The organism is Streptomyces sp. M-16 (genome assembly GCF_052114405.1).
In the GTDB taxonomy this organism is placed as follows: domain Bacteria; phylum Actinomycetota; class Actinomycetes; order Streptomycetales; family Streptomycetaceae; genus Streptomyces.
The window spans coordinates 24,181-46,459 of the sequence record NZ_JBFRER010000015.1 but is presented as its reverse complement, the minus strand read 5'-3'; the positions used below and the strand labels follow the sequence as shown (position 1 = coordinate 46,459).

Here is a 22,279-nt window from a genome sequence, read left to right as displayed (position 1 = left end):
CGACCGTCGTCACGCGACGGCCTTGCCCACCACCGGGGCCAGTCCCACCGACCGCTCGACCGCTCCGGCGTCTCCGCAGCGTACGAGCCAGTTCGCGAGCATCCGGTGCCCCCACTCGGTCAGTACCGACTCGGGGTGGAACTGCACGCCCTCGACGTCGTGCTCCCGGTGCCGCAGGCCCATGATGATCCCGTCCTCGGTCCGCGCGGTGACCTCCAGCGCGTCCGGCAGGGTCAGCGGTTCGGCGGCCAGCGAGTGGTAACGGGTGGCGGTGAAGGGCGAGGGCAGTCCGGCGAAGACGCCGAGGCCCTCGTGGACCACCGGCGAGGTCTTGCCGTGCAGCAGCTCGGGGGCCCGGCCCACCACGCCGCCGTAGGCGACGGCCATGGACTGCATGCCGAGGCAGACGCCGAAGACCGGGACGCCCGTGTCCGCGCAGTGCCGGACCATGTCGACGCAGACGCCCGCCTCCTCCGGCGTGCCCGGCCCCGGCGAGAGCAGCACGCCGTCGAAGCCGTCCTGCGCGTGTGCGAGCTCGACCTCGTCGTTGCGCAGCACCTCGCATTCGGCGCCGAGCTGATAGAGGTACTGGACCAGATTGAAGACAAAGCTGTCGTAATTGTCGACAACCAGAATGCGCGCGCTCACGGAGTCGCTCCCGATCCCTCGTCCACCGTCACGTCGTTGAACGGAAGCAGCGGCTCGGCCCACGGGAATACGTACTGGAACAGTACGAAAACCACCGCCAGGATCAGTACGAGAGAGATCAGCGCGCGAACCCACGCGTTGCCCGGCAGGTGCCGCCAGATCCAGCCGTACATTCCGTCTGTTTCCTTCGTCGTCCACGATCGTTCCACGCACCGCGGGGGCGGTACCGCAACAGCCTAAAGGCCAGGACCCCGCCGTTGGGGGTCACCTGGGCAATCCCTCCGTTCCCCCGGGCGCGGCGGGCCCGGTTCCGGTGAGTTCCGCCCAGACGACCAGCCGGTGGCTGTGGCCCCATTCGGGATCGCAGGTGGTCAGCGTCAGGTATTTGCCCGCGGCGGTGAAGGGGGACCGCGCGGGCACCGGGTCGACGACCGCGACCTCGGTGGGCAGGGTGCGCAGCGGTTCGGAGCGGACGGTGTACGTGTACCGGTGGGTGGCGTCGCGGACGATCACCTCGTCCCCCGGGCGGAGCTCCGGGACGTCCTTGAAGGGGTCTCCGTAGGTGCGCCGGTGCCCGGCCACGGCGAAGTTGCCGTCGTCCCCGGGGCCGGCCGTGCCCGGGTAGTGGCCGAGACCCTTCTTCAGCACGCCGGGGTCCGTGCCCTCCAGCACCGGCTTGCTCCAGTCCGGGCCGAAGCGGGGCACGTACATCTCGGCGAAGGCCTCACCGGCGGTGCGGGGCTGCGGCTTCGCGGCCTGCTGCGCGGCCTGCTGCGGGGGTGCCTCGGAGGGCCGCGGGGCCGGGGCGGCCGCGGGGGCCCCGGCCGCCCAGCGCTCGCGCAGCCGGTCCCGTTCGCCCTCCATGGCCCGGTCGGCCTTGACCCCGGTCCACAGCAGCACGTAGGCCACGAACAGCACGATCAGCGTCCCCGCCGTCAGGCACACCTCGCTGAACGTCCGTACCACCAGGCGCAGTACGACGTCAGGGCGCGGCGGACTCCAGCGGCTTCGCATAGTGGAGGTCCACTGTGCCGGAGTACCCCGGCAGTGTCAGCCTCTTGTCCTCGTCCACTTTCCAGCCGAGCCCGTACGCGTTGACGTACAGCTGGTAGTTCTGCAGGGCGGGGGAGGCCGCGAGGGCCTTGCGCAACGCGCCCGGGTCGCCGACGGCCGACACCTTGTACGGGGGCGAGTAGACCCGGCCCTGGAGGATCAGGGTGTTGCCCACGCAACGCACCGCGCTGGTGGAGATCAGCCGCTGGCCCATGACCTCGATGCCCTCGGCGCCGCCCTGCCACAGGGCGTTCACCACGGCCTGGAGGTCCTGCTGGTGGATGACCAGGTCGTTGGGCTGGGGCTCGGGGACGCCCGGGACACGCGCGGTGGCGTTCGGCGGCGCGTCGTTGAGGGTGACGCTCAGACCCTTGCCGGAGAGCTCCTCGGTGCCCGCGGCCGTGCGCAGGGCGGCCAGCTTGGCGTCCTCGGCCTTGGTGCTGCCGTCGTCGCGTTCGGCGAGGGCGTCCACCCGGTCGCGCGCGACCGCGGCGGTCTTCTCCAGCTCGGCGTTGTTGGCGCTGCGCTCGTGGATGAGGTCGGACAGCTTCAGGAGCGATGCGTCCGTCCGGATGTTCGTACCCTTGGACGTGTTGAAACTGGTGACGAAGATCAGGCCTGCCAGGGCGAAGACGGCGGCCGTCAGCAGCCGGACCACCCAGGTCCGGCGACGGGGACCCGCGGAGGAGTCGTCGGATTCGCTCAACGTACCCTTCTCCTTCAACGCCACAGGTCCACTACGCTAACGGACGCCCGGGGCAGGCCAGGTCCCCAGCGCATCGACAGGAGAGCCCCTCGTGCCGAAGTCACGTATCCGCAAGAAGGACGACTACACGCCGCCGCCGGCGAAGCAGGCGCAGACGATCAGGCTGACGAACCGCAGCTGGGTCGCCCCGGTCATGCTGGCGTTCTTCCTCATCGGTCTCGCGTGGATCGTCGTCTTCTACGTGACCGACACCCAGCTGCCCGTCGAGGCCCTGGGCAATTGGAACATCGTGGTCGGTTTCGGATTTATCGCTGCCGGATTCGGCGTCTCCACGCAGTGGAAGTAATGCGCGGATAGCGCCGCGGCGCAAGCTCTCCCCAGGAGTTATCCACAGCGTCATCCACACCTGAGGAAAAGACAGAAGATCTGTGGATAACTCTGTGGAGAGTTGACGCCGGTGTGATCAGGTGAGTTCGGCCGTCCGGACCATGATCAGCACTACGGCCACCAGGAACACGGCCGCGCAGGCACCCGCCTGTACCAGTATGCGCTTCCTGCCGGTGGCGGGAGCCAGCATGGCGAGCGCCACCAGTGCGCCGGTCACCAGGCCCCCGATGTGCGCCTGCCAGGACACCGACAGGCTGCCGCCCAGCGGCACGAAGGTGATCAGCAGCATCAGCCCGAGCGTGATCAGCACCGGCCGCATCTCGTAGCGCAGCCGGCGGGCGAGGACCACGGTGGCGCCGAGGAGCCCGCAGATGGCGCCCGAGGCGCCGAGGGTCGGCGTGTTCGGGGCGGTCAGCAGGTAGACGAGGGCGCTGCCGCCCAGCCCCGACAGCAGGTAGAGGGCGAGGTAGCGGGCCCGCCCCAGGGCGGCCTCCAGCGGGCCGCCGATCACCCACAGGGCCAGCATGTTGCTGAAGATGTGCCACCACTCGACGTGCAGGAACACCGAGGTCAGCAGCCGGTGGTACTGACCGGTGGAGACCCCTTCCAGCGGGGCCCCGTAGTACTCGACGTAGCGGCCGAGCAGCTCCAGCTGGACGGCCAGTCCCGGTACGGCGTACGTGGCGAGGAGGACGGCCACGTTGATCCCGATCAGGATCTTGGTGACGAGCTGGGGATCGGCCGCGACCCGGCCGCCCGCGAGGGTGCGCGGGGCATTCGCCGCGGGGGCGTGCCCGGTGCCGGAACCCCCGCGGACGCATTCCACGCACTGGAAGCCGACCGCGGCGCTCACCCTGCACTCGGGGCAGACCGGGCGGTCGCAGCGGGTGCAGGTGATGCCCGTGTCGCGGTCCGGGTGGCGGTAGCAGCCCGGCAGACGGTCGGTGTCCATCGGTCCCCTCGATCGGCGGCGCGGCCGGCGCGGGAGGTGCCCCGCCGGTCCGGGTACACAACCAGGACGGACGGGCGGGGCGCAAAGGTTCCCGGGGCCGCGCGGGCGGCGCGCCGGCCGACGGGACGCGGTCAGCGCTCCTCCGTCGTCAGCGCTCCTCCGTCGTCAGCGCTTCCCCGTCGTCAGCGCTTCTCCACGGAGACCGACTGGATGATCACGTCGTCCAGGGGGCGCTCGGTGCGCGGGTTGGTGGCGCCCGCCGCGATCTTGTCCACGACCTTCTGGCTGGCGGGGTCGGTCACCTCGCCGAAGATGGTGTGCTTGCGGGTCAGCCAGGCGGTGGGCGCGACCGTGATGAAGAACTGCGAGCCGTTGGTGCCCGGGCCGGCGTTGGCCATCGCGAGCAGGTAGGGCTTGGTGAAGGCCAGGTCGGGGTGGAACTCGTCGGCGAACCGGTAGCCCGGCCCGCCGGTGCCGTTGCCGAGCGGGTCGCCGCCCTGGATCATGAAACCGCTGATGACGCGGTGGAAGACGGTGCCGTCGTAGAGCGGAGCGGTGGTCTTCTGGCCGTCGGTGGGACGGGTCCACTCACGGGCGCCCGTGGCCAGCTCCACGAAGTTGCGGACGGTCTTGGGCGCGAAGTTCTCCAGCAGCTCGATCTCGATGTCGCCGTGGTTGGTCTTCAGGGTGGCGTAGAGCTTCTCGGCCACGGGTCTGCCTTCCATAGTCATCACTGTCGGTCCCGATCCTCCCACGGAGGGCAGCGCGCAGAAATCCTCCACCCGTATGCCCTGTCACGCATGCCCGGCGGCGCTATGGCAGGCATGATCCGACAAAGGGTGGAAAGGTGAACCGTGTCCGCCACCGAGGAGGAGGATCCCGTGACCCGCAAGGACAGCGTGCGCCTGGCCGCCGAGAGCGCCAAGGACACCATGAGGCACGCAGCGGAAGTGGTGGCGCCGTACGCGGAGACCGCGAGGGACGCCGCCGTGCACTACGCGAACGAGGCGAACGAGCGGCTGGCGCCGAAGGTGTCGTACGCGGCCGGCCAGGCCTCGCTCCACGCGCGCACGGCCTACGACACCCATCTGCATCCCCGCATGGTGGCGGCGCGCGCCCACGTACCACCCCCCGTCGACCGGGCGGCGGTCCAGGCGATCGAGCAGACGCGCCGTGCGGCGCGGCAGGCCGCCGACTACACGCAGCCCCGCATCGAGAGCGCCGTGGCGGCGGCCACGCCGGTCGCCGAGGAGGCCGCGGCCCGCTCGACGGCGGCGCTGGCCGCCCTGCGCGGCCAGGTGTCGGCCAAGGAGGTGCACCGGCTGGTCCGGCGCCACCAGCGCCGGGCACGCTGCCACCGGACGCTGCGTGGGGTCGCGCTCGTCGGCCTCGTGGCGGGCGCCGCCTTCGTGGTGTGGAAGTGGTGGGACCGGCAGTCGAACCCGGACTGGCTCGTGGAGCCCCCCGCGGCCACCGAGCTCTCCCGCCCCACCGAACCTGCCAGCTTCGACGACGAACTGGCGGAGAAGCAGCGCGAGGGCCAGGCGGACGCGAACGGCTCGAACGGCTCCGACGGGGACCAGCGGCACTGACGGCACCCGGCCCGGCACGCGGAAGGGGCCCGGATCCMCCACCTGGATCCGGGCCCCKTCCGCGTCCTGCCGCCACGGCCGTCCGGCTACTGGGGGAGGGTGAGCACCATGCCCGGCAGGATCATGTCGGGGTTCGGGCCGACGACGGTCCTGTTCATGGCGTAGAGCTCCCGCCACCGGGCCTCGTTGCCGAGCTCGCGGCGGGCGATCGCCGAGAGCGAGTCGCCCGGCTTGACCGTGTACATGCGCTTCTTGGCGGTCGGCGACGGCTTGGGCGAGACGGGCACCGCCTTGTGCGCGGCCGACGTGGGGCTGGGCATGGCCGGACCGGACGCCGGGGGCGGCGGCGCCGCGGGCGTCCGGGGCGCGGCGGCCACGGGCGGCCCGGGCGGGCCCGCCATGGGCGGCTTCGGTGCCACCGGTACCGCCTTGTGCGCGGCCGACGTCGGGCTGGGCATGGCCGGACCGGACGCCGGGGGCTTGGGCGGCGCGGCCGCGGCCATCCGCTCGGCGGCCGCCTTCGTGGCCGCCGCGGCGTCGGTGTACTTGCCGCCCATGCCACCGGGCGCGGGCGCCGATCCCGCCGCGGCCCGCTGCTCCGCCTGCTCCTTCGCCTTCGCGGCGGCCTCGTGTTCCTTGTTCTTGCCGGACTTCAGGAAGTCGAAGAGTCCCATGTGCGTACGCCTCCGCCGTGGTGTTGCCCCCTGGGCTCGGTGCCTCTCCCCACTGTCCGCCACCCGGGGCCGAACGGCCCAGTGACGGAGCCGTCCGGGGGACCTCCGGCGGCGGCCGGGGGCCGTCCGCGGGCCGTCCGCGCGGGCCGCCCCGGGGCGGCTACTGGCGGGCGCGGCGAGCGGGGCGGGGGGTCCCCGAGGGGATCGCGAGGGCGTCCTCGGCGAGCAGTCCCAGCGTGCGCAGCAGGGCTTCGCGCTCGGCCGGGGGGAGCGGGGCGAGGGCCTCGGCGTGCACCCGGTCGACGATCCGGGTGCTCTCGACGGCGACCTCGGCGCCCTTCGGGGTCACGGCGATGATCCGGGCCCTGCGGTCGGTGCCGGAGGGCCGCCGCTCGGCCAGGCCGGCCTTCTCCAGGGCGTCGACGGTCACCACCATCGTCGTCTTGTCCATGTCACCGATCTCGGCGAGCTGGATCTGCGTGCGTTCCTCCTCCAGGGCGTGCACGAGGACGCAGTGCATACGGGCCGTCAGCCCGATCTCCCCGAGGGCCGCGGCCATGCGGGTGCGCAGGACGTGGCTGGTGTGGTCCAGAAGGAAGGACAGGTCGGGCTCGGTCCGCGCGTTGGGCGCCATGGCGGTCATGACCTCAGCCTAACAATTCGATCCGAGAAATATAGTCTGCAACAAAACCATCTGCTACGGTCACACCAGTCGCCGGATACGACGACCTGCCGCCTCACCGCGACCGGAGAAACCGATGCCCGCCACGCTCCAGGCCACCGCGCCCGCCCCCGCCCCCGCACCCCGGGCACCCCGGCTCCGCTCCCGCTGGACCGCCCTCGCCGTGCTCTCCACCGGCATGCTCATGACCGTCCTGGACGGCAGCATCGTCACCGTGGCCATGCCGGCCATCCAGAACGACCTCGGCTTCACCCCCGTCGGCCTCAGCTGGGTGGTCAACGCCTACCTGATCGCCTTCGGCAGCCTGCTGCTCCTCGCCGGCCGCCTCGGCGACCTGATCGGCCGCAAGCGGATGTTCCTGGCGGGCACCGCGGTCTTCACGGCCGCCTCGCTCCTCGCCGGCCTCGCCGGATCGCCCGCCCTGCTGATCGCCGCCCGCTTCCTCCAAGGCGTGGGCAGCGCGATGGCCTCCTCCGTCAGCCTCGGGATCCTGGTCACCCTCTTCACCGGAACCCGCGACCGCACCCGGGCGATCGCCGTCTTCTCCTTCACCGGAGCCGCCGGAGCCTCCCTGGGCCAGGTGCTGGGCGGGGTCCTCACCGACGCCCTGGACTGGCACTGGATCTTCTTCATCAACCTGCCCATCGGCATCGCCGCCCTGCTCGCCGCCCTCCCCGCGCTGCCCTCCGACCGCGGCCTCGGCCTGCGCGCCGGAGCCGACGCCCTCGGCGCGGTCCTGGTCACCGCCGGACTGATGACCGGCATCTACGCCGTCGTCACCGTCGAGACGTACGGCTGGACCTCCGCGCACACCCTCGGCCTCGGCGGCCTCTCCCTGGCCCTGCTCACCGCCTTCACCGTGCGCCAGGCCACGGCCCGCGTCCCCCTGATGCCGCTCCGGATCCTGCGCTCCCGCACCGTGGTCGGCGCGAACCTGGTCCAGATGCTGATGGTGGCCGCGCTGTTCTCCTTCCAGATTCTGCTCGCCCTCTACCTCCAGCGGGTCCAGGGCTACGGGGCGGCGGAGACCGGTCTCGCGATGCTGCCCGCCGCCCTCTCCATCGGCGCGGTCTCGCTCGGCGTCTCGGCCCGCATGAACGCCCGCTTCGGCGAGCGCGCCGTACTCCTCGCGGGGCTCGGGCTGCTGACCGCCGGCCTCGGCCTGCTGACCCGGCTGCCGGTGCACGCGGACTACGTCGCCGACCTGCTGCCCGTCATGCTGCTGGCGTCCGGCTTCGGCCTGGCCCTGCCGGCGCTCACCGCCCTGGGGATGTCCGGCGCCGACGAGCGGGACGCCGGCCTGGCGTCGGGCCTCTTCAACACCACCCAGCAGATCGGCATGGCCCTCGGCGTCGCCGTCCTCTCCACCCTGGCCGCCTCCCGCACCGGGTCCCTGACCGCGGCCGGCCGCACCCCGGCCGCATCCCTCACGGGCGGCTACCACCTCGCCTTCGCCCTCGGCGCCACCCTCCTGCTGACCGCCGGCGCCGTGACGGCCACCCTCCTGCGCCGTCCCAGCACCGCCTGAGGCCCGTAACGCAAAAGACCCCCTGACCGGCGTTTCCGCTGGTCAGGGGGTCTTTGGATGTGGAGCCTAGGAGATTCGAACTCCTGACATCTGCCTTGCAAAGGCAGCGCTCTACCAACTGAGCTAAGGCCCCGAGCAACCGGACGCGACCGTACCCCGTGAGGCAGCGGCCGTTCCGCAGCACAGAGTACCCGGTGTACCCCCGCATCCCGCAAAATGATAGGGACTCCCGCCCCGCGACCACGCTCCGTAAGATGCTCGCGAGGTTCGCACCAGCGAAGGGGAGTAGTCAGAGTGGACGCAGTACAGCAAGAGGCCACGGCCAGAGCCAGGGAGCTGCAGCGCAGTTGGTACGGGGAGCCGCTCGGCGCGCTGTTCCGACGGCTCATAGATGACCTCGGTCTGAACCAGGCCCGCCTCGCTGCCGTCCTCGGGCTGTCGGCGCCGATGCTGTCCCAGCTGATGAGCGGGCAGCGCGCCAAGATCGGCAATCCGGCCGTGGTCCAGCGGGTCCAGGCCCTCCAGGACCTGGCCGGACAGGTTGCGGACGGAAGCGTCAGCGCGGCCGAGGCCACCGACCGGATGGACGAGATCAAGAACACCCAGGGAGGCTCCGTCCTCAGCAACAGCGGCCAGACGACGACGGGTTCCGGCGCGCCCACGGTCAAGCGGGTCGTCCGGGAGATCCAGTCGCTGCTGCGATCGGTCTCCGCCGCCGGGGACATCATCGACGCGGCGGATTCCCTCGCACCCAGCCATCCGGAACTGGCAGAGTTCCTCAGGGTCTACGGCGCGGGCCGCACCGCGGAGGCGGTGGCCCACTACGAGGCCCATCAGAACTGACGCGCACGCGTGACGGGGGACGGGGGACGGGCGCAGCGATGGGTGAGGTCTTCGCCGGCCGGTACGAACTGGCCGACCCGATCGGGCGCGGCGGCGCGGGCGCCGTCTGGCGGGCCTGGGACCACCGCCGCCGCCGGTACGTGGCCGCCAAGGTCCTCCTGCACGGCGACGCCCACACCCTGCTGCGCTTCGTGCGCGAGCAGGCCCTGCGCATCGACCACCCGCACGTGCTGGCCCCGGCCAGCTGGGCGGCGGACGACGACAAGGTCCTGTTCACCATGGACCTCGTCGCCGGCGGCTCCCTCGCCCACCTGATCGGTGACTACGGGGCCCTGCCGCCCCGGTTCGTGTGCGCGCTGCTCGACCAGCTCCTGGCGGGGCTGGCGGCGGTGCACGCGGAGAGCGTCGTCCACCGCGACGTCAAACCGGCCAACATCCTGCTGGAGGCCACCGGAACCGGGCGGCCGCACCTGCGGCTGTCCGACTTCGGCATCTCGATGCGCAAGGGCGAGCCGCGGCTCACCGGGACCGATCTGGTCGTCGGCACCCCGGGTTACTTCGCCCCCGAGCAACTGACCGGCGCCGAGCCCGACTTCCCCGTCGACCTCTTCGCTGCGGGACTCGTCGCGCTGTTCCTGGTGCAGGGCCGCAAGCCCGATTCCCTCGCGCTGGCGGGGCAGTTCCCGGCCCAGGGCATCCCCGGGCCTCCCGAGGGCGTCCCGGCGCCCCTGTGGGACGTGATCGCGAACCTCCTGCACCCGGACCCTCGTAAGCGGTTCCGGACCGCCACAGGGGCACGCAAGGCCCTTGCCGAGGCCGCCCGGTTGCTACCGTCACCCGACCCGGACGAGGATCCGGTGGAGGTGTTCGACCAACTCGGTCCGCTCCCCGCCGGTTTCGGCCCCGAAGGCCCCTCGGCCCCCCGCTCCGCGGCGGCGCCCGCGCCCTCCCGGGAGCCCGCTCCCACGCCCGCTCCCACACCCTCCCCGAGCACCTCGCACGGGCCACCCGCCGCCGGTGCCTCCGCCGGTGCCTCCGCCGGTGCCTTCGGGCCGCCGCCGCCGCCCGGCTACGGCCCCGAGGAGACGGACGGCTTCCACCTCGCGCCCCCGTCGTCCCCGTCCTCCCCCGCGCCCGCGCCCGCGGGGCCGACACCGGCCCCGGCGCCCGTGGCGCCCGCGCGCCGCCGGATCCCCCCGCCCCCCGCCAAGGCCACCGCCGCGATCCTCTCGGCGGCCCTCCTCTGCTTCGCGGTCGGCACCTGGGCGCTCACCCGCGTCTAAGCCGTCTCGTCGAAATGGCGCCGGGCCAGCAGGAGCCAGCCGCCGAGCCCGAGCAGCAGCAGCGCCCCCGTCCCGAAGCCGGCGCCCGCCACGGTCCGCATCAGGGAGCGGTCCTCCTCCCGCGCGGCCGCCTCGGGGACCGTGAGCCCCTCCTTCGCGGCGGCCCGCTCGGCGGCGCCGACCCCGAAGCCCGCCGCCGCCAGTCCCTCCCGGTACGCGGGCTCCGCGGCCCGGACGCCGCCCACGTCCACCCGTAGGGTCAGCGGCACGGGCGAGGCGTCCTCGGTGAACTCCCCCACCTTCCCGCCCAGGGTGACGGCGACGTAGTACCAGCCGGCCACCCGCAGCGGCCGGACCTCCGCCGTGTCGGAGAAGCGGTTGGCGTACGCCACCGGCACCGTCCCCGGCAGGGTCACGGCGGCCTGCTTCCCGTCGTAGGAGGTGTCCCCGGAGTCCACGGGTCCCCGGTAGGGCGCGTACAGCGAGACGGTGAGCCCGTCGGAGGCGGAGCCGTACGGCCGGGTCATCCGGGCCTTCGCGATCTCGGCTCCGACCGCCAGCCGCTGCCCCCAGTCCAGCGGGACCCGGTAGAACCGCGTCTGACCGGGCCTCAGGTCGTCGCGCCACACCCCGGAGCCCAGGGCCCGCGCGTCGTTGAAGCCGGTCCCTCCGGTCCGCGGGACCGGGTCCGTGCCCGGCAGGGCCGGGGAGGGGGAGGGCAGCACCGGGGGCGGGGAGACCGGGGCGCCGCCCGCGGCCGGGGCCGGTTCGCGCAGGACGAGGAGCTCCACCGGCCAGGCCGCCTGGTCGGAGTCCTTCGCCGCAGACCGGGTGACCTTCGCGTAGTACGTCCCCGGGGCCTGGCACTCGGAGTCCTCCTCCAGCCGCCGCTGGCCCGCCGCCGCGAGCGGGACCGGGTCGTTGCCGAAGGAGGCGCGGCCCGGGTTGTACGGGCAGGCGCGGCCGGCGTTGGTCATGACCTCGACCTCGACCCCGTCGGAGTACCCGACCCTGCTCCCGGCGGGCGGGCGCAGCACCGCGGAGACGTACACGGTGGAGGCGCCGTCGAGACCGAGCCGGTACACCCGTTCGCCCGGGGCCACGGTGTCCTCGTAGACCACGCCGGTCTCCAGCAGCGGGGCGTCCGCCGTGGAGGGCCTGCCCTCCACCTGCCGGGCTCCCTCGGCCGCCCGGTAGCGCGGCGGCGGGGCCGGGGCCGGGGAGGGCCCGGCCTCCGCGCGGGCGGCCCCCGGCAGCCATAACGCCACCAGTGCCGCGGCCAGCCCGAGGCGCACGACCGCGCCCGCCCCGCGTCCCCGGGACACCCGCACCCGCACGCTCACGTCCACCCCACGCCATCCCGATTTTTGCCCGTGCAAGCGAAATCGTTGCAGACCGGAACTTCCCGGCACAGAACAGCACGAAGCCCCGGCAGCAGCGGCAGCCGGGGCTTCATGGAATCAAGCGGGTCTCACACGCCGGAACCAGAGGGCACGGAGTCAGTTGCCTCCGTCCACAGGTCCTGCTCGGCGCGGTCCGCCTGGATCTGGCGGTACACGAGGAGCCCGCCGATGGCGGCCAGTGCGACCAGGAGCAGCTTCTTCACCGCGCGACCTCGTCTTTCGTTGACGTAGGGGACTTCTGGCGGCCAACAATACACACCGGCCGATACCGATCGGTTACCTGGCAACCCCTCACATGGCCCAACGAAGAAGACCCCCAGGCCATGGGCCTGGGGGTCTTCGACACTGTGGGGCTAACAGGATTTGAACCTGTGGCCTCATCCTTATCAGGGATGCGCTCTAACCAACTGAGCTATAGCCCCATCCGCGCTGCGCGCTGACTCCTGAAGATTAGCGCACAGACGCGGTCGAGCCAAAATCGCGCTCTACGGGGCGTCCGCGCAGGTCATTCGTCCTCGGCGAGCGTGAGCTCCACGCCGCCCACGAAGCCCGCCGACAGGTTGTAGATGAACGAACCCAGCGTCGCCAGAGCCGTCATCAGCACCACGTCGATCACCGCGATCACCGAGGTGAAGATCAGCACGCGAGGCAGCGACAGGAACGACTGGAGGTCGAACCCGTTGCTCTCGTTGGAACCGGTCGCCTCGCTGATCGTGCCGCCGACGGTCGAGAAGATGCCCATGGCGTCCATGACCATCCACAGCACCGCCGCCGCGACGACGGTGCAGACGCCCAGCGCGATCGACAGCAGGAAGCTGACCTTCATCACCGACCACGGGTCGGCCTTGGCCACCCGCAGCCGCGCCTTGCGCGTCCTCGGCGTCGTACGGGCGACCGGACTCGGGCCCCGCTGCGCGCCGGGGCCCTTGGGGGCCGCGTAGGCCTGCGGGGGCTGGTACGGCTGCGCGCCCCGCTCCTGGCCCGCGCCGGCCTTCTGCTTGCCGTTCGCCTTCGACTTCGCCTGCGGCTGCGGCTGCGCCTGCGCCTGCGCGGCCGGCTCCGGTCCTCGGGTGTCCGTCACCGTTGCCCCCTGTCCCCCCTGGGAGTCCGCGGCGGGGCCACGGGCACCGTTCGCTCCAGTCTTGGCCGGTCCGGCGCCCGTGGCTCCACTCACGCTTACTCCTCGTGCTCCCCTGCCGGAGACTCACTGCCCCCGGCCGCCTCGGCGGCCTGTCCGTCGGCTGCCCCGGCCTCGATCTCTGTCTCGATCTCGTCGACCTCGTCAGCTTCCTGACCGGCCTCGGCGTTCCGAGCGATGCCGACCACGGCATCGCGCTTGCCCAGGTTGATCAGCTGGACGCCCATGGTGTCACGGCCCGTCTCCCTGACTTCGTTGACGCGCGTACGGATCACACCACCGCCGAGCGTGATGGCGAGAATCTCGTCCGTTTCGTCGACCACCAGCGCGCCCACGAGCGAACCGCGGTCTTCCACGATCTTGGCGGCCTTGATGCCCAGACCACCACGGCCCTGGACGCGGTACTCGTCCACGGCCGTCCGCTTGGCATAGCCGCCGTCGGTCGCGGTGAAGACGAAGGTACCGGGCCGCACGACGCTCATCGACAGCAGCTCGTCGCCCTCGCGGAAACTCATGCCCTTCACGCCGGACGTGGCGCGTCCCATCGGGCGCAGCGCGTCGTCGGTCGCCGTGAAGCGGATCGACTGCGCCTTCTTGCTGATGAGCAGCAGGTCGTCCTCGGCGGACACCAGCTCGGCGCCGATCAGCTCGTCGTCGCCCCCGTCCTCGGTCTCCCGGAGGTTGATGGCGATGACGCCACCCGAACGGGGCGAGTCGTAGTCCTTGAGCGCCGTCTTCTTCACCAGGCCGCCCTTGGTGGCCAGGATCAGGTAGGGCGCGGCCTCGTAGTCGCGGATCGCGAGGATCTGGGCGATCTTCTCGTCCGGCTGGAAGGCCAGCAGGTTCGCCACGTGCTGCCCGCGCGCGTCGCGGCCGGCGTCCGGCAGCTCGTACGCCTTGGACCGGTAGACGCGGCCCTTGTTGGTGAAGAACAGCAGCCAGTGGTGCGTGGTGGAGACGAAGAAGTGGTCGACCAGGTCGTCCTGCTTCAGCTTCGTGCCGCGCACGCCCTTGCCGCCGCGCTTCTGCGAGCGGTAGTCCTCGGTCTTGGTGCGCTTGACGTAGCCGCCGTGCGTGATGGTGACGACGATGTCCTCTTCGGCGATCAGGTCCTCCATGGACATGTCGCCGTCGAAGGGCACCAGCTTGGAACGCCGGTCGTCGCCGAACTTCTCGACGATCGCCGCCAGTTCCTCGCTGACGATCGAACGCTGCTTCGCCGGCGAGGCCAGGATCGCGTTGTACTCGTTGATCTTCGCCTGGAGTTCGTCGTGCTCGGCGACGATCTTCTGCCGCTCCAGGGCCGCCAGGCGGCGCAGCTGCATCTCCAGGATCGCGTTCGCCTGGATCTCGTCGATCTCCAGGAGGCCCATCAGGCCCTCGCGCGCGATCTCGACCGTGTTGCTGCGCCGGATGAGTGCGATGACCTCGTCGATCGCGTCCAGCGCCTTGAGCAGACCGCGCAGGATGTGGGCGCGCTCCTCCGCCTTGCGCAGGCGGAAGCGCGTACGCCGGACGATGACCTCGATCTGGTGCTGCACCCAGTGACGGATGAACGCGTCGATCGACAGGGTGCGCGGCACCCCGTCCACCAGCGCCAGCATGTTCGCACCGAAGTTCGTCTGCAGGTCGGTGTGCTTGTAGAGGTTGTTCAGCACGACCTTGGCCACGGCGTCGCGCTTGAGCACGATCACCAGGCGCTGGCCCGTCCGGGACGAGGTCTCGTCGCGGACGTCGGCGATGCCGCCGACCTTGCCGTCCTTGACCAGGTCGGCGATCTTCTGGGCCAGGTTGTCCGGGTTGGTCTGGTACGGGAGCTCCGTGACCACCAGGCACTGGCGGTTCTGGATCTCCTCGACCTCCACCACCGCGCGCATCGTGATGGAGCCGCGCCCGGTCCGGTACGCCTCCTCGATGCCCTTGCGGCCCACGACCAGGGCACCGGTCGGGAAGTCGGGGCCCTTGATGCGCTCCAGGAGCGCGTCGAGCAGCTCCTCGTGCGAGGCGTCCGGGTGCTCCAGCGCCCACTGCGCGCCCGCCGCGACCTCGCGGAGGTTGTGCGGCGGGATGTTGGTGGCCATGCCGACGGCGATGCCGGCGGAGCCGTTGATGAGCAGGTTCGGGAACCGCGCCGGCAGGACGGTGGGCTCCTGGTTGCGGCCGTCGTAGTTGTCCGTGAAGTCGACGGTCTCCTCGTCGATGTCCCGGAGCATCTCCATGGCCAGCGGCATCAGCTTGCACTCGGTGTAGCGCATCGCGGCCGCCGGGTCGTTGCCCGGGGAGCCGAAGTTGCCGTTGGAGTCCACCAGCGGCATGCGCATCGACCACGGCTGGGCCAGGCGGACCAGCGCGTCGTAGATGGAGCTGTCACCGTGCGGGTGGTAGGTGCCCATCACGTCGCCGACGACGCGGGCGCACTTGTAGAAGCCCTTCTCGGGCCGGTAGCCGCCGTCGTACATCGCGTACAGCACACGACGGTGGACCGGCTTGAGGCCGTCCCGTACGTCGGGCAGCGCGCGGGAGACGATGACGGACATCGCGTAGTCGAGATAGGAGCGCTGCATCTCGGTCTCGAGCCCGACGGGCTCGATGCGCATGACGGGCTGCTCCTCCGCGGGGTTCTCCGCGGTGGGGGTGGTTTCGTCGGCCATTGCTGGTCAGAAGTCCTTTCAGGCGGTCAGCTGAGCCGACTCAGATGTCGAGGAAGCGAACGTCCTTGGCGTTGCGCTGGATGAAGGAGCGCCGGGCTTCGACGTCCTCACCCATCAGCACCGAGAACAGGTCGTCGGCCTGCGCGGCGTCGTCCAGGGTGACCTGGCCGAGCACGCGGTGGTCCACGTCCATGGTGGTGACGCGCAGCTCCTCGGCGTTCATCTCGCCCAGACCCTTGAAGCGCTGGATCGAGTCTTCCTTGATCCGCTTGCCGTTCTGCTTGCCCAGTTCGACCAGGGCGTCGCGCTCGCGGTCCGAGTACGCGTACTCGAAGTCGTCGCGACCCCACTTGATCTTGTAGAGCGGCGGGCGGGACAGGTAGACGTGCCCGGCCTCGACCAGCGGCCGCATGAAGCGGAAGAGGAAGGTCAGCAGCAGGGTGTTGATGTGCTGGCCGTCCACGTCGGCGTCCGCCATCAGGATGATCTTGTGATAGCGGAGCTTCTCGATGTCGAAGTCCTCGTGCACACCGGTGCCGAAGGCGCTGATCAGCGCCTGGACCTCGGTGTTCTGCAGGATCTTGTCGATGCGCGCCTTCTCGACGTTCAGGATCTTGCCGCGGATGGGCAGGATGGCCTGGTACATCGGGTTGCGGCCGGACTTGGCCGAGCCGCCGGCGGAGTCACCCTCGACGATGAAGATCTCGCACTTGATCGGGTCGTTCGACTGGCAGTCGGACAGCTTGCCCGGCAGCGAGGCGCTCTCCAGCAGACCCTTGCGACGGGTCAGGTCGCGGGCCTTGCGGGCCGCGACGCGGGCCGTGGCCGCCTGGATCGACTTGCGGATGATGTCCGCGGCCTCGACCGGGTTGCGGTCGAACCAGTCGTTCAGGTGCTCGTGGACGACCTTCTGCACGAAGGTCTTGGCCTCCGTGTTGCCCAGCTTGGTCTTCGTCTGGCCCTCGAACTGGGGCTCGCCCAGCTTGACCGAGATGATCGCCGTCAGACCCTCGCGGATGTCCTCGCCGGCGAGGTTGTCGTCCTTCTCGCGGAGCAGCTTCTTGTCACGCGCGTAGCGGTTGACCAGGCCGGTCAGCGCCGCGCGGAAGCCCTCCTCGTGGGTGCCGCCCTCGTGCGTGTGGATCGTGTTCGCGAAGGAGTAGACCCCCTCCGTGTACTGCGAGTTCCACTGCATCGCGATCTCGACCGAGAGCATGCGCTCCTTGTCCTCGGCCTCGACGTCGATGACGGTCGGGTGGATCAGCTCGCCCTTGCGCGAGTTGAGGTACTTCACGAAGTCGACGATGCCGCCCTCGTAGTGGTACTGGACCGTGCGCGCCTGCGGCTCGGCCGCGTCCGCTTCCGGGTCGTCCGCGCCCGCCGTGGCCTTCGCCGACTCGCGCTCGTCGGTCAGCGTCAGGGTCAGGCCCTTGTTGAGGAAGGCCATCTCCTGGAAGCGCCGCGACAGCGTCTCGAAGGAGTACTCGGTCGTCTCGAAGATGTCGCCGTCGGCCCAGAACGTCACCGACGTGCCGTGCTCGTCGGTCTCCTCGTTCTTGGCCAGCGGGGCCGTCGGCACGCCCAGCTTGTAGTCCTGGGTCCAGCGGTGGCCGTCCGTCTTGACCTCGACCGCGACCTTGGTCGACAGGGCGTTCACGACGGACACGCCGACGCCGTGCAGACCGCCGGAGACGGCGTAGCCGCCGCCGCCGAACTTGCCGCCCGCGTGCAGGACGGTCAGCACGACCTCAAGGGCCGGCTTCCCTTCGGACGGCACGATGCCGACCGGGATACCGCGGCCGTTGTCGACCACGCGCACCCCGCCGTCGGCGAGGATCGTCACGTCAATGGTGTCCGCGTGCCCGGCCAGCGCCTCGTCGACCGAGTTGTCGACGACCTCGTAGACGAGGTGGTGCAGACCACGCTCACCCGTCGAGCCGATGTACATACCCGGCCGCTTGCGGACCGCGTCCAGGCCCTCGAGGACCTGGATCGCACTGGCGTCGTAATTCTTCTCGTTGGAGTCGCCGGAATCGGCCACGAAGCGCCCTTTCTGGCACAGCGCAGCCCGTACTCCGGACCAGCATGTGCGCCGGGGGAGCGGCCGCGTCGATCTGCGTTGTCTGCGTTTGTCACTGTCACCCCGCGAACGGGCGGGATTGCCTCCAGTCTACCGGTACCACTGACATGAATGGGGGTTTGCCGGTACCTGAGTCCGCATGTGCCGCCCTGAACCTCCTCTCTCCGACTCCCCATATCCGGGGTGGGGCTCCAAGAGGCTCACGCGGGCATCCAGCGCTTCGGCCTGTCAACCCGCGGCTACCGTGAGGGACACCGCACCCGACGGGGGCGGGCCCGGGGGCGCGCGGGCGGGGCGCGGGGGCGCGATGACGGGGCCCGGGCGGGCTGGAAAGGGCCGGAAACCGCCTGGGGGCCGGCCCTCGCGGGCGGCCGTCCGGCCGGTACGGGGCCGCGGCCGCCCGGGCCCGGCGGTACGGGGCCACGGGCCGGCGGTACGGGCCCGCGCTACGGGCGGTACCGGGCCGGAGCAGCGGTCGTACGCACCCGCCCGCGCGGCGCCGGGGCGGTCAGCCCCAGGTGTCCCCGGGCCCGCTGCTGCCGGGGGCGCGCCAGGGTCCGTGGCGCTTGGGCCGGCCGCCGGGACCCTGGACCTTGATCAGCCGGACCGTGCCCTGGCCCAGGTCCGCGTTGAGCCGCGCCACCAGCTGCGGGGCCAGCAGCTTCAGCTGTGCGGCCCAGGCCGAGGAGTCGCACCGTACGAGGAGCTCACGGTCCTCGTAGCGCTCCGGTTCACAGTGCGCGGCGATCTCCGGGCCGACGATCTCCGCCCAGCGCTCCATCACCCCGGCCACCGCGATCGGCATCTCCCAGCCGCGTTCCGTCCGCAGCCGGTCCAGGGCCGCCATCAGCGGCATCGGATCCCGGCCGTCGGCGCGGGCGCCGGAGCGCAGGCCCGGCTGCTGGTGACGTTTGCGTCCGCTCACCGCGTTCCCGCGGGCGCGGGCCTGCTCCCGCGCGGCGGCCAGCGCCTGCCGCGCCAGGTCCACCCCGGACGGTTCCGGGGTCCTGGGCTTGTCCTGCCCGCCCTCGCCCGCGCTCACAGCCGGGTCACCTCGCCGCCGGAGACCGCGAACCGGGTGCCGGTCAGCACTGCGGGGACGTCGTCGTCCACCGCCGCCGTCACCAGGACCTGCTCGCCCGGAGCCACCAGTTCCGCGAGCCGCTCCCGGCGGCGCGCGTCGAGTTCCGCGAAGACGTCGTCCAGGATCAGCACCGGCTCCGTCCCCTCCGAGCGCAACAGCTCGTACGAGGCCAGGCGCAGCGCCAGTGCGTACGACCAGGACTCGCCGTGGCTGGCGTACCCCTTCGCGGGCAGTTCGCCCAGGCGCAGCAGGACGTCGTCGCGGTGCGGTCCGACGAGGGTGACGCCGCGTTCGATCTCCTGCTTGCGCACCTCGGACAGGGCCGCCAGCAGGACCTCGTAGAGCGCCTCGCGGGTGCGCGCCTCACCGCTGTCGACCGGTTCGCCGGCCGAGGACCGGTAGGCGAGCCCGAGCGGGCCGCCGCCGGGTGCGAGCTGCTCGTAGGCCTTGTCGGCGAGCGGCAGCAGGGTCGCGATCAGGTCGAGGCGCTGTGCGAGGAGTTCGGCGCCCGCGCGGGCCAGGTGCTGGTCCCACACGTCGAGGGTGGAGAGGTCCATGGAGCGGCCTCCGTGCCGACGGGCCATCGCCGCCGACTTCAGCAGCGTGTTGCGCTGCTTGAGGACGCGTTCGTAGTCGGAGCGGACGGCCGCCATGCGCGGGGAGCGGGCGGTGACGAGCTCGTCCAGGAAGCGGCGGCGCTCCCCCGGGTCGCCCTTGACCAGCGCCAGGTCCTCGGGGGCGAACAGCACGGTGCGCACGATCCCCAGTACGTCCCGTGGCCTGACCTGCGAGGACCGGTTGATGCGGGCCCGGTTGGCGCGGCCCGGGTTGAGTTCCAGCTCCACGAGCTGCTGGCGTTCGCCCTGGGTGACGGCGGCCCGGACGACGGCCCGGTCCGCGCCCATCCGGACGAGCGGGGCGTCCGAGGAGACCCGGTGGCTGCCCAGGGTCGCCAGGTAGCCGATGGCCTCGACGAGGTTCGTCTTGCCCTGGCCGTTCGGGCCCACGAAAGCGGTGACGCCCGGGGCGAGGGGAACCTCGGCCCGGGCGTACGAGCGGAAGTCGGCCAACGAGAGATGCGAAACGTGCATGCGGCGCCGACCTCCCCCGGCTTCCTGCTGCTTGCTCTGTGGTGCTGTCGTGCTGTGGTGCCGTCGTTCCGTGGGGCGGTGTCGCCCCGTGGAACTACTTCTTCTCGACCGCGTGGCCGCCGAACTGGTTGCGCAGCGCCGCGATCATCTTCATCTGCGGGGAGTCGTCCTGGCGCGAGGCGAAGCGGGCGAACAGCGAGGCGGTGATCGCCGGCAGCGGCACCGCGTTGTCGATCGCGGCCTCGACGGTCCAGCGGCCCTCGCCGGAGTCCTGCGCGAAGCCGCGCAGCTGCTCCAGGTGCTCGTCCTCGTCCAGCGCGTTCACGGCGAGGTCCAGCAGCCAGGAACGGATGACCGTCCCCTCCTGCCAGGAGCGGAACACCTCGCGGACGTCGGTGACCGAGTCCACCTTCTCCAGGAGCTCCCAGCCCTCGGCGTAGGCCTGCATCATGGCGTACTCGATGCCGTTGTGGACCATCTTCGCGAAGTGGCCCGCGCCGACCTTGCCGGCGTGTACGGCGCCGAAGTCGCCCTCGGGCTTGAGGGCGTCGAAGATCGGCTGGACCGTCGCGACGTGCTTCTCGTCGCCGCCGTACATGAGCGCGTAGCCGTTCTCCAGGCCCCAGACGCCGCCGGAGACACCGCAGTCGACGAAGCCGATGCCCTTGGCCTTCAGCTCCTCGGCGTGCTTCTCGTCGTCGGTCCAGCGCGAGTTGCCGCCGTCGACGACGATGTCGCCGGGCGAGAGCAGCTCCGCGAGCTCGTCGACGGTGGACTGCGTGGCCGCACCGGCGGGGACCATCACCCACACCACGCGGGGGGACTGCAGGCTGTCCACAAGTTCCCGCAGGCTGTGGACATCCGCGAGGTCCGGGTTGCGGTCGTATCCGATGACGGTGTGGCCTGCGCGGCGGATGCGCTCGCGCATGTTGCCGCCCATCTTGCCGAGACCGACGAGACCGAGCTCCATCAGGTGCTTCCTTACGCGTTGTGGCCGTCTTTGGCTGTGCCGGGGCTCCCCGGGTTCGGGGGTGGCCCACCGGATCCGAGCCTACGCCGGGCCGTGGTGCGGGGCCCGCTCCGCACGGCGTCGGGCCCGGTCCCGCAGGCTGCGAGACCGGGCCCGACGTCGGTGTGCGGGGGGCGTCAGCCGGACAGGCGCACCGGCATGATCAGGTACTTGTAGGCCTCGTCGGCTTCCGCGTCGACCGCCGGGCGGCCGCTGAGCAGCGCGGGCTTGGTGGACGTGGTGAAGCTGAGCTGGGCCGCGGGCGAGTCGATCGCGCTGAGGCCGTCGAGCAGGAAGGTCGGGTTGAAGGCGATGGAGATGTCGTCGCCCTCCAGCTTCGCGTCGACGCGTTCCACAGCCTGTGCATCGTCGCTGGAGCCGGCCTCCAGGATGAGGACGCCCTGCTCGAAGCTGAGCCGGACCGGCGTGTTGCGCTCGGCGACGAGGGCGACGCGCTTGACGGCCTCGACGAAGGGCGCGGTCTCGATCACGGCGATGGAGTTGAACTCCGTCGGGAAGAGGGTGCGGTACTTCGGCAGGTCGCCTTCGAGCAGGCGGGTGGTGGTGCGGCGGCCCGCGCCCTCGAAGCCGATGAGGCCCTCGCCCTGGCCGGAGCCGGAGAGCGCCAGGGTGACGGTGTCGCCGCTGGTCAGGGACTTGGCGGTGTCCAGGAGGGTCTTGGCGGGCACCAGGGCCACGGCCGAGGCGTCCGGGTTCTCCGGCTTCCACAGGAACTCGCGGACCGCGAAGCGGTAGCGGTCGGTGGAGGCCAGGGTGACGCGGTCGCCCTCGATCTCGATGCGGACACCGGTCAGCACGGGCAGCGTGTCGTCGCGGCCGGCGGCGATGGCGACCTGGGCGGCGGCGGAGGCGAAGACCTCACCGGGCACGGTGCCGGTCGCGGTCGGCATCTGGGGAAGCGCCGGGTATTCCTCCACAGGCAGGGTGTGGAGTGTGAACCGGGAGGAGCCGCAGACCACGGTCGCCCGTACACCGTCTGTGGAAATCTCCACCGGGCGGTTGGGGAGGGCGCGGCAGATGTCGGCGAGGAGCCGGCCGGAGACGAGGACGGTGCCGTCCTCCTCGACGTCCGCCTCGACGGAGACGCGGGCCGAGACCTCGTAGTCGAAGCCGGAGAGCGACAGGGTGCCCTCTTCGGCCTTCAGCAGCAGGCCCGCGAGCACGGGCACCGGCGGCCGGGCCGGGAGGCTGCGTGCAGCCCAGGCCACCGCCTCCGCGAGTACGTCGCGTTCCACCCGGATCTTCACCGGAAACCGCCTCCTGCTGTTGCTCGCTCGTCTGCCGGCCTTCGTCGTCGGCTCGTCGATGCCTCGACCGTTGCCGGGGACCAGTCTGACGTACGGCGCCGACAGTCGTCGCGGCTGGCGGTCAAGTCGGGAGCGAGGTGTCGGGACGGCCGATCGACGAGTTGTGCACAGGACCTGCTTGAAAACCGAAACCGGCCTAACTCTCCA

Annotated in this window: 22 protein-coding genes and 2 tRNA genes; 5 read left to right on the top strand and 19 right to left on the bottom strand. The window is 71.4% G+C overall.

The window, feature by feature from the left end; all coding sequences use genetic code 11:
* Positions 1-9 precede the first annotated feature (9 nt).
* The 4 genes from AB4039_RS09830 to AB4039_RS09815 all read right to left on the bottom strand — a co-directional run bounded on the left by AB4039_RS09830 (position 10) and on the right by AB4039_RS09815 (position 2,407).
* Positions 10-648, bottom strand: a complete 639-nt coding sequence (locus AB4039_RS09830; protein WP_030225147.1) for an aminodeoxychorismate/anthranilate synthase component II — start codon at positions 646-648, stop codon at positions 10-12.
* On the bottom strand, positions 645-821 hold the full coding sequence (locus AB4039_RS09825) for a hypothetical protein (protein ID WP_030225149.1): 177 nt from the start codon (positions 819-821) through the stop codon (positions 645-647). Before AB4039_RS09825 ends, AB4039_RS09830 begins: the two co-directional genes overlap by 4 nt.
* A gap of 91 nt (positions 822-912) precedes the next feature.
* Entirely contained in the window at positions 913-1,662 is a 750-nt protein-coding gene (locus AB4039_RS09820) for a class E sortase (protein WP_266840290.1), read from the bottom strand.
* Positions 1,631-2,407 carry a DUF881 domain-containing protein gene (locus tag AB4039_RS09815; RefSeq protein ID WP_266840291.1) on the bottom strand — a complete coding sequence of 259 codons (777 nt, stop codon included), beginning with the start codon at positions 2,405-2,407 and terminating at the stop codon, positions 1,631-1,633. The genes AB4039_RS09820 and AB4039_RS09815 overlap by 32 nt, the downstream gene beginning before the upstream one ends.
* A 91-nt stretch (positions 2,408-2,498) precedes the next feature.
* On the opposite strand from AB4039_RS09815, the gene crgA reads away from it, so the two are divergent.
* Complete coding sequence (gene crgA, locus AB4039_RS09810; protein WP_030225155.1) at positions 2,499-2,753, top strand: cell division protein CrgA; 255 nt, start codon at positions 2,499-2,501, stop codon at positions 2,751-2,753.
* Positions 2,754-2,870: 117 nt separating this feature from the next.
* Here the strand turns inward: crgA and AB4039_RS09805 are convergent, their stop codons facing one another.
* A complete protein-coding gene (locus tag AB4039_RS09805; protein ID WP_266840292.1) occupies positions 2,871-3,746 on the bottom strand; it encodes a rhomboid family intramembrane serine protease in 876 nt (291 codons plus the stop codon).
* A gap of 182 nt (positions 3,747-3,928) precedes the next feature.
* Positions 3,929-4,456, bottom strand: a complete 528-nt coding sequence (locus AB4039_RS09800; protein WP_442270527.1) for a peptidylprolyl isomerase — start codon at positions 4,454-4,456, stop codon at positions 3,929-3,931.
* A gap of 171 nt (positions 4,457-4,627) precedes the next feature.
* On the opposite strand from AB4039_RS09800, the gene AB4039_RS09795 reads away from it, so the two are divergent.
* The gene (locus AB4039_RS09795; RefSeq protein ID WP_266841753.1) at positions 4,628-5,338 is read left to right on the top strand and encodes a DUF5324 family protein; all 711 of its coding nucleotides are present in this window, start codon (positions 4,628-4,630) and stop codon (positions 5,336-5,338) included.
* A gap of 86 nt (positions 5,339-5,424) precedes the next feature.
* Here the strand turns inward: AB4039_RS09795 and AB4039_RS09790 are convergent, their stop codons facing one another.
* Positions 5,425-6,012, bottom strand: a complete 588-nt coding sequence (locus AB4039_RS09790; RefSeq protein ID WP_266840295.1) for a LysM peptidoglycan-binding domain-containing protein — start codon at positions 6,010-6,012, stop codon at positions 5,425-5,427.
* Positions 6,013-6,172: 160 nt separating this feature from the next.
* The gene (locus AB4039_RS09785; protein WP_442270514.1) at positions 6,173-6,655 is read right to left on the bottom strand and encodes a MarR family winged helix-turn-helix transcriptional regulator; all 483 of its coding nucleotides are present in this window, start codon (positions 6,653-6,655) and stop codon (positions 6,173-6,175) included.
* A gap of 115 nt (positions 6,656-6,770) precedes the next feature.
* On the opposite strand from AB4039_RS09785, the gene AB4039_RS09780 reads away from it, so the two are divergent.
* Positions 6,771-8,222: an MFS transporter gene (locus AB4039_RS09780; protein ID WP_442270513.1), complete on the top strand. Its 1,452-nt coding sequence runs from the start codon at positions 6,771-6,773 to the stop codon at positions 8,220-8,222.
* Between the two features lie 60 nt (positions 8,223-8,282).
* Here the strand turns inward: AB4039_RS09780 and AB4039_RS09775 are convergent.
* Positions 8,283-8,355, bottom strand: a tRNA-Ala gene (locus AB4039_RS09775).
* Between the two features lie 161 nt (positions 8,356-8,516).
* Here AB4039_RS09775 and AB4039_RS09770 point away from each other — a divergent pair.
* Positions 8,517-9,065 (top strand): helix-turn-helix domain-containing protein, encoded by a 549-nt coding sequence (locus AB4039_RS09770; RefSeq protein ID WP_266840297.1) that lies wholly within the window; start codon positions 8,517-8,519, stop codon positions 9,063-9,065.
* Positions 9,066-9,103: 38 nt separating this feature from the next.
* Entirely contained in the window at positions 9,104-10,348 is a 1,245-nt protein-coding gene (locus AB4039_RS09765) for a serine/threonine-protein kinase (RefSeq protein ID WP_442270512.1), read from the top strand.
* On the opposite strand, the gene AB4039_RS09760 is transcribed toward AB4039_RS09765, so the two are convergent.
* From AB4039_RS09760 to dnaN, 10 genes are all read right to left on the bottom strand, one after another.
* On the bottom strand, positions 10,345-11,697 hold the full coding sequence (locus AB4039_RS09760) for a hypothetical protein (RefSeq protein WP_266840299.1): 1,353 nt from the start codon (positions 11,695-11,697) through the stop codon (positions 10,345-10,347). The two genes, AB4039_RS09765 and AB4039_RS09760, sit on opposite strands and share 4 nt — an antisense overlap.
* Positions 11,698-11,819: 122 nt before the next feature.
* On the bottom strand, positions 11,820-11,954 hold the full coding sequence (locus tag AB4039_RS09755) for a DLW-39 family protein (RefSeq protein ID WP_208809277.1): 135 nt from the start codon (positions 11,952-11,954) through the stop codon (positions 11,820-11,822).
* A 145-nt stretch (positions 11,955-12,099) separates the two neighbouring features.
* Positions 12,100-12,173 (bottom strand) — tRNA-Ile (locus AB4039_RS09750).
* Positions 12,174-12,256: 83 nt separating this feature from the next.
* Positions 12,257-12,925, bottom strand: coding sequence for a DUF3566 domain-containing protein (locus AB4039_RS09745; protein WP_266840300.1), 669 nt, complete (start codon positions 12,923-12,925; stop codon positions 12,257-12,259).
* A gap of 2 nt (positions 12,926-12,927) precedes the next feature.
* Positions 12,928-15,540 carry a DNA gyrase subunit A gene (gene gyrA, locus AB4039_RS09740; protein ID WP_442270511.1) on the bottom strand — a complete coding sequence of 871 codons (2,613 nt, stop codon included), beginning with the start codon at positions 15,538-15,540 and terminating at the stop codon, positions 12,928-12,930.
* A 40-nt stretch (positions 15,541-15,580) separates the two neighbouring features.
* Positions 15,581-17,602: a DNA topoisomerase (ATP-hydrolyzing) subunit B gene (gene gyrB, locus AB4039_RS09735; protein WP_266841758.1), complete on the bottom strand. Its 2,022-nt coding sequence runs from the start codon at positions 17,600-17,602 to the stop codon at positions 15,581-15,583.
* Positions 17,603-18,128: 526 nt separating this feature from the next.
* On the bottom strand, positions 18,129-18,662 hold the full coding sequence (locus tag AB4039_RS09730) for a DUF721 domain-containing protein (protein ID WP_442270510.1): 534 nt from the start codon (positions 18,660-18,662) through the stop codon (positions 18,129-18,131).
* On the bottom strand, positions 18,659-19,795 hold the full coding sequence (gene recF / locus AB4039_RS09725) for a DNA replication/repair protein RecF (RefSeq protein ID WP_266840304.1): 1,137 nt from the start codon (positions 19,793-19,795) through the stop codon (positions 18,659-18,661). Before recF ends, AB4039_RS09730 begins: the two co-directional genes overlap by 4 nt.
* A 94-nt stretch (positions 19,796-19,889) precedes the next feature.
* Complete coding sequence (gene gnd / locus AB4039_RS09720) at positions 19,890-20,765, bottom strand: phosphogluconate dehydrogenase (NAD(+)-dependent, decarboxylating) (protein WP_266840306.1); 876 nt, start codon at positions 20,763-20,765, stop codon at positions 19,890-19,892.
* Positions 20,766-20,941: 176 nt separating this feature from the next.
* Positions 20,942-22,072, bottom strand: coding sequence for a DNA polymerase III subunit beta (gene dnaN, locus AB4039_RS09715; protein WP_030225190.1), 1,131 nt, complete (start codon positions 22,070-22,072; stop codon positions 20,942-20,944).
* Between the last annotated feature and the right edge of the window lie 207 nt (positions 22,073-22,279).

Excerpts from the sequence above, each read along its gene's own strand:
- recF (WP_266840304.1), bottom strand. The coding sequence starts at position 19,795 with ATGCACGTTTCGCATCTCTCGTTGGCCGACTTCCGCTCGTACGCCCGG.
- gnd (WP_266840306.1), bottom strand. The coding sequence starts at position 20,765 with ATGGAGCTCGGTCTCGTCGGTCTCGGCAAGATGGGCGGCAACATGCGC.
- AB4039_RS09820 (WP_266840290.1), bottom strand. The coding sequence starts at position 1,662 with ATGCGAAGCCGCTGGAGTCCGCCGCGCCCTGACGTCGTACTGCGCCTG.
- AB4039_RS09765 (WP_442270512.1), top strand. The coding sequence starts at position 9,104 with ATGGGTGAGGTCTTCGCCGGCCGGTACGAACTGGCCGACCCGATCGGG.
- AB4039_RS09805 (WP_266840292.1), bottom strand. The coding sequence starts at position 3,746 with ATGGACACCGACCGTCTGCCGGGCTGCTACCGCCACCCGGACCGCGAC.
- AB4039_RS09825 (WP_030225149.1), bottom strand. The coding sequence starts at position 821 with ATGTACGGCTGGATCTGGCGGCACCTGCCGGGCAACGCGTGGGTTCGC.
- gyrA (WP_442270511.1), bottom strand. The coding sequence starts at position 15,540 with ATGGCCGACGAAACCACCCCCACCGCGGAGAACCCCGCGGAGGAGCAG.
- AB4039_RS09780 (WP_442270513.1), top strand. The coding sequence starts at position 6,771 with ATGCCCGCCACGCTCCAGGCCACCGCGCCCGCCCCCGCCCCCGCACCC.
- AB4039_RS09785 (WP_442270514.1), bottom strand. The coding sequence starts at position 6,655 with ATGACCGCCATGGCGCCCAACGCGCGGACCGAGCCCGACCTGTCCTTC.
- AB4039_RS09790 (WP_266840295.1), bottom strand. The coding sequence starts at position 6,012 with ATGGGACTCTTCGACTTCCTGAAGTCCGGCAAGAACAAGGAACACGAG.